Below are 4,424 nucleotides of genomic sequence, written 5' to 3' on the forward strand. Positions count from 1 at the left end.
ACCACGGTGCCGGGCTCCCGACCGGGCGCGCCGACACCTGGGCCGAGTGGCTCGAGGTCGACTCCGCCGAGGTGTGGGCCCGGTTCGCCGGCGGCCCGGCCGGCGGAGGACCCGCGGTGATGACGGCCGCGGCCGGCGCCGGGCGCGTCGGCCTGGTCTCCACGGTGCCCGACGCCGCGCTGCTGGACGCCGTCCTCGGCCGTGCCCTCGAGCTGGCCGGGGTGCAGGCCCCGCCCGCCGTCCCGGACGTCGAGACCGTCGTCCGCGGCGGGCTGACGTTCCTGATCAACCACGGGCAGGAGGTGCGCACCGTGCCGGTCCCCGGCGCGACCACCGACCTGCTCAGCGGCACCCGGTACCGGGACGCCGTCGAGCTGCACGCCGACGAGGTGCGGGTGCTGACGAAGGAGGAAGTGTGAAGTTCACCGACGGGTACTGGCAGCTGCTACCCGGGGTCAGCGTGCTCCGGCCGCAGGAGGTCGAGAGCCATGAGTTCGACGGCTCCCGGCTGGTGCTCTACGCCCCCACCGCGCGGATCACCAAGCGCGGTGACACCCTCAACCGCCCGGTGGTGACGGTCACGGTGACCTCCCCGGCCGAGGGCGTCCTCGGGGTGCGGATCGAGCACCACCGCGGCCGGCTGCCGCGCTACCCGTCCTTCGAGCTGACCACCGACCCCGACGTCGAGGTGCGCTGCGAGGAGGGCGAGGGCTGGGTGAGCCTCAGCTCCGGCCCGCTGACCGCCCGCTTCGCCACCGACGGCGGCTGGGCCTGCGACTTCCTCGAGGGCGACCGGGTGCTCACCAGCTCCGGCGGTCGCAGCATCGGGCTCGTCACCGACGCCGAGGGCCGCCACTTCGTGCACGAGCAGCTCGGGCTGTCGGTGGGGGAGCAGCTGTTCGGGATGGGGGAGCGGTTCACCCCGTTCGTCCGCAACGGCCAGTCGGTCGACCTGTGGAACTCCGACGGCGGGACGTCCTCGGACCAGGCCTACAAGAACGTCCCCTTCTACCTGTCCGACCGCGGCTACGGCGTCTTCGTCGACCACCCCGAGCGGGTCAGCTTCGAGGTGGGCACCGAGGTGGTCTCGCGCACCCAGTTCTCCGTGGAGGGCGAGCACCTGCAGTACTACGTCGTCGCCGGACCGACCCCGGCCGACGTCCTCGACCGCTACACCCGGCTGACCGGGCGTCCCGGTGCGGTGCCGGACTGGTCCTACGGGTTGTGGCTGTCGACCTCGTTCACCACCAGCTACGACGAGCAGACCGTCACCTCCTTCGTCGACGGGATGGCCGAGCGGGAGCTGCCGCTCAGCGTCTTCCACTTCGACTGCTTCTGGATGCGGCAGTTCCACTGGTGCGACTTCGTCTGGGACCCGGACACCTTCCCCGACCCGGCCGGGATGCTGCAGCGGCTGCGGGACAAGGGGCTGCGGATCTCGGCCTGGATCAACCCCTACATCGCCCAGCGATCGGCCCTGTTCGAGGAGGGGCGGGAGTTCGGCTACCTGCTGCGCACCACCGACGGCGACGTCTGGCAGTGGGACATGTGGCAGGCCGGGATGGCGCTGGTCGACTTCACCAACCCCGACGCCGTCGAGTGGTACTCCTCCAAGCTCAAGACCCTGCTCGACCAGGGCGTGGACGCCTTCAAGACCGACTTCGGCGAGCGGATCCCCACCGAGGGCGTGCGCTGGCACAACGGCGGCGACCCCGAACGCATGCACAACTGGTACGCCCAGGCCTACAACAAGGCGGTGCACGACCTGCTGGTGCGCGAGCGCGGGGAGACCGAGGCGGTGCTCTTCGCCCGCTCCGCGACCGCCGGCGGGCAGCAGTTCCCGGTGCACTGGGGCGGTGACTGCGAGTCCACCTTCGTCTCGATGGCGGAGTCGCTGCGCGGTGGCCTGTCGCTGGGGCTGTCGGGCTTCGGCTACTGGTCCCACGACATCGGTGGGTTCGAGGGGACGCCCGACCCGGCGGTGTTCAAGCGGTGGGTGGCCTTCGGGCTGCTGTCCTCGCACTCCCGGCTGCACGGGTCGAGCTCCTACCGCGTGCCGTGGGCCTTCGACGAGGAGGCCGTCGACGTCACCCGTCAGTTCACCCGGCTGAAGATGTCGCTGATGCCCTACCTGCGCCGGCTCGGCGCGGAGGCCACCGAGCGCGGGCTGCCGGTGATGCGGGCGATGCTGCTGGAGCACGCGGGAGACCGGACCGCCCGCGGGCTGGACACCCAGTACATGCTGGGCGACAGCCTGCTGGTGGCGCCGGTGCTGGACGCCGCCGGCGACGTCGAGTACTACCTGCCGGCCGGCACCTGGACGCACCTGCTCACCGGTGAGCGCCGGCAGGGCCCGGCCTGGTTCGCCGAGCGGCACGGCTTCGACTCGCTGCCGCTCTACGTCCGCGAGGGTGCGGTGCTGCCCCGCGGCGCCCGGACCGACCGCCCTGACTACGACCACGTCGACGGGCTGACCCTGGAGGTCCGCGAGCTGGCCGTGGGCGCGGAGACGACCGTCCGCGTCCCGACCGCCGACGGCGACGCCACCTGGGTGGTCAGCCGCGACACCGAGGGCATCCGGGTGGTCGCCACCGGCACCGACAAGCCCTGGCGCGTCGTCCGGATCGGCCCCGACGGCTCGGTGGCCGCCGACGCGTCCGCCGTCGGCGCCACGGAGACCCGCCTGGCCTGGTGACCGCCCGTTGTGGCGGGATCCGCGCGGGGTGCCACCGGGATCTTGCTCCACGGTGGCCCGCCAGCCGGAGCGGAGCCGCGCCACTGTGCGCAACCGTCGGCGGCCGTCGACGACTCCGGCGCAGGATCCGCGTGGTCGCTGGACGTCCGGCGAAGCTGTGTGGAGGAGGGCGTGGCCGCGGTGGGTGCGGCTAGGGTCGCTGCGTGCAGCGGATCGAGGTCTATGACATCGGGATGCGCACGCGGTTCCGCGGGATCACCCGACGCCAGGGCGTGCTGGTGCGCGGGGACGCCGGCTGGGCGGAGTGGAGCCCGTTCCTCGACTACTCCGGCGCCGAGCTGGTGCCGTGGTGGCGGGCCTGCCGCGAGGCGGCTGAGGAGGGGTTCCCGCCGCCGGTCCGCGACGAGGTCGAGGTGAACTGCACCGTCCCGGCCGTGGACGCCGAGCGGGCCCACCAGCTGACGGCCGCCTCGGGCTGCCGCACCGCCAAGGTGAAGGTGGCTGAGCCCGGGCAGACCCTGGCCGACGACGAGGCCCGGGTGGAGGCCGTCCGGGACGCCCTCGGACCCGACGGTGCGGTGCGGGTCGACGCCAACGGCGCCTGGGACGTCGATGCTGCCGAGCGCGCGGTCGGGGTGCTGCGCCGGACGGGGCTGCAGTACGTCGAGCAGCCCTGCGCCACCGTCGAGGAGCTGGCCGAGCTGCGCCGCCGGCTGGCCCGCCGCGGCTGGGACGTCCGCGTCGCCGCCGACGAGTCGATCCGCCGCTCCGGCGATCCCGAGCGGGTGGTGGCCGCGGAGGCCGCCGACGTCGCCGTGCTCAAGGTGCAGCCGCTGGGCGGCGTCCGGGCCTGCCTGGAGCTGGCCGAGCGGCTCGGGCTGCCCGTGGTCGTCTCCAGCGCGCTGGAGACCTCGGTGGGGCTCACCGCCGGGGTGGCGCTGGCCGCCGCGCTGCCCGAGCTGCCCTTCGCCTGCGGGCTCAACACCGTCCCGCTGCTGCACGACGACGTCACCAGCGACCCGCTCGTCGCCACCGACGGCGCGATCGCCGTCCGCACCAGCGCCCCCGCCCCCGACCTGTTCCCCACCGTGGTCGCCGACGCCGACACCGCCGCCTCCTGGCAGCACCGCTGGGACACCACCCGCGCGGCGGCGGCATGATCGGCGCCCACCCCGAGAGCATCACCGCCGCCACCACGGTGGTCAGCGCCCTGGTGGCCGGCGGGGTCACCGACGTGGTCGTCTCGCCGGGCTCGCGCAGCGCGCCGCTCGCCTACGCCGTCGAGGCCGCCGAGCGCGGTGGGCTGCTGCGGCTGCACGTCCGCATCGACGAGCGCAGCGCCGCCTTCACCGCCCTCGGCATGGCCCGTGCCAGCGGACGTCCGGTGCCGGTCATCACCACCTCCGGCACCGCGGTGGCCAACCTGCACCCCGCCGTCCTCGAGGCCTCCCACGCCCACGTCCCGCTGGTGCTCCTCACCGCCGACCGGCCGGCCGCGGTGGTCGGCACCGGCGCCAACCAGACCACCCAGCAGGTCGCGATCTTCGGCGAGGCCGTCCGCGCCGGCGCCCGGCTGTCGGTCCGCCCGGTCGAGGCGCTGACCGGCGCCGTCCGGCGGCTGCTGGCCGCGGCCACCGGTGTCCGCACCGGCACTCCCGGCCCGGTCCACCTCAACCTCGAGCTGACCGAGCCGCTGGTACCCGATCGGCCGCTGGACCCGCTGGACGCC

At 74.3% G+C, this 4,424-nt stretch carries 4 protein-coding genes; all 4 read left to right on the forward strand.

Going from position 1 to position 4,424, the window contains the following annotated elements:
* On the forward strand, positions 1–419 hold a 419-nt coding region (locus DVA66_RS17480), incomplete at its 5' end, for a Beta-galactosidase C-terminal domain (protein ID WP_198671901.1).
* On the forward strand, positions 416–2,695 hold the full coding sequence (yicI, locus tag DVA66_RS17485) for an alpha-xylosidase (protein WP_114561206.1): 2,280 nt from the start codon (positions 416–418) through the stop codon (positions 2,693–2,695). The genes DVA66_RS17480 and yicI, both read left to right, overlap by 4 nt.
* Positions 2,696–2,898: 203 nt before the next feature.
* Positions 2,899–3,855: an o-succinylbenzoate synthase gene (locus DVA66_RS17490; protein ID WP_456297818.1), complete on the forward strand. Its 957-nt coding sequence runs from the start codon at positions 2,899–2,901 to the stop codon at positions 3,853–3,855.
* Positions 3,852–4,424 (forward strand): thiamine pyrophosphate-binding protein (locus DVA66_RS17495; RefSeq protein WP_269801639.1); only part of this gene is annotated, 573 nt, incomplete at its 3' end. The genes DVA66_RS17490 and DVA66_RS17495, both read left to right, overlap by 4 nt.

Origin of the sequence: Desertihabitans aurantiacus, assembly GCF_003344635.1 — a bacterium.
In the GTDB taxonomy this organism is placed as follows: domain Bacteria; phylum Actinomycetota; class Actinomycetes; order Propionibacteriales; family Propionibacteriaceae; genus Desertihabitans; species Desertihabitans aurantiacus.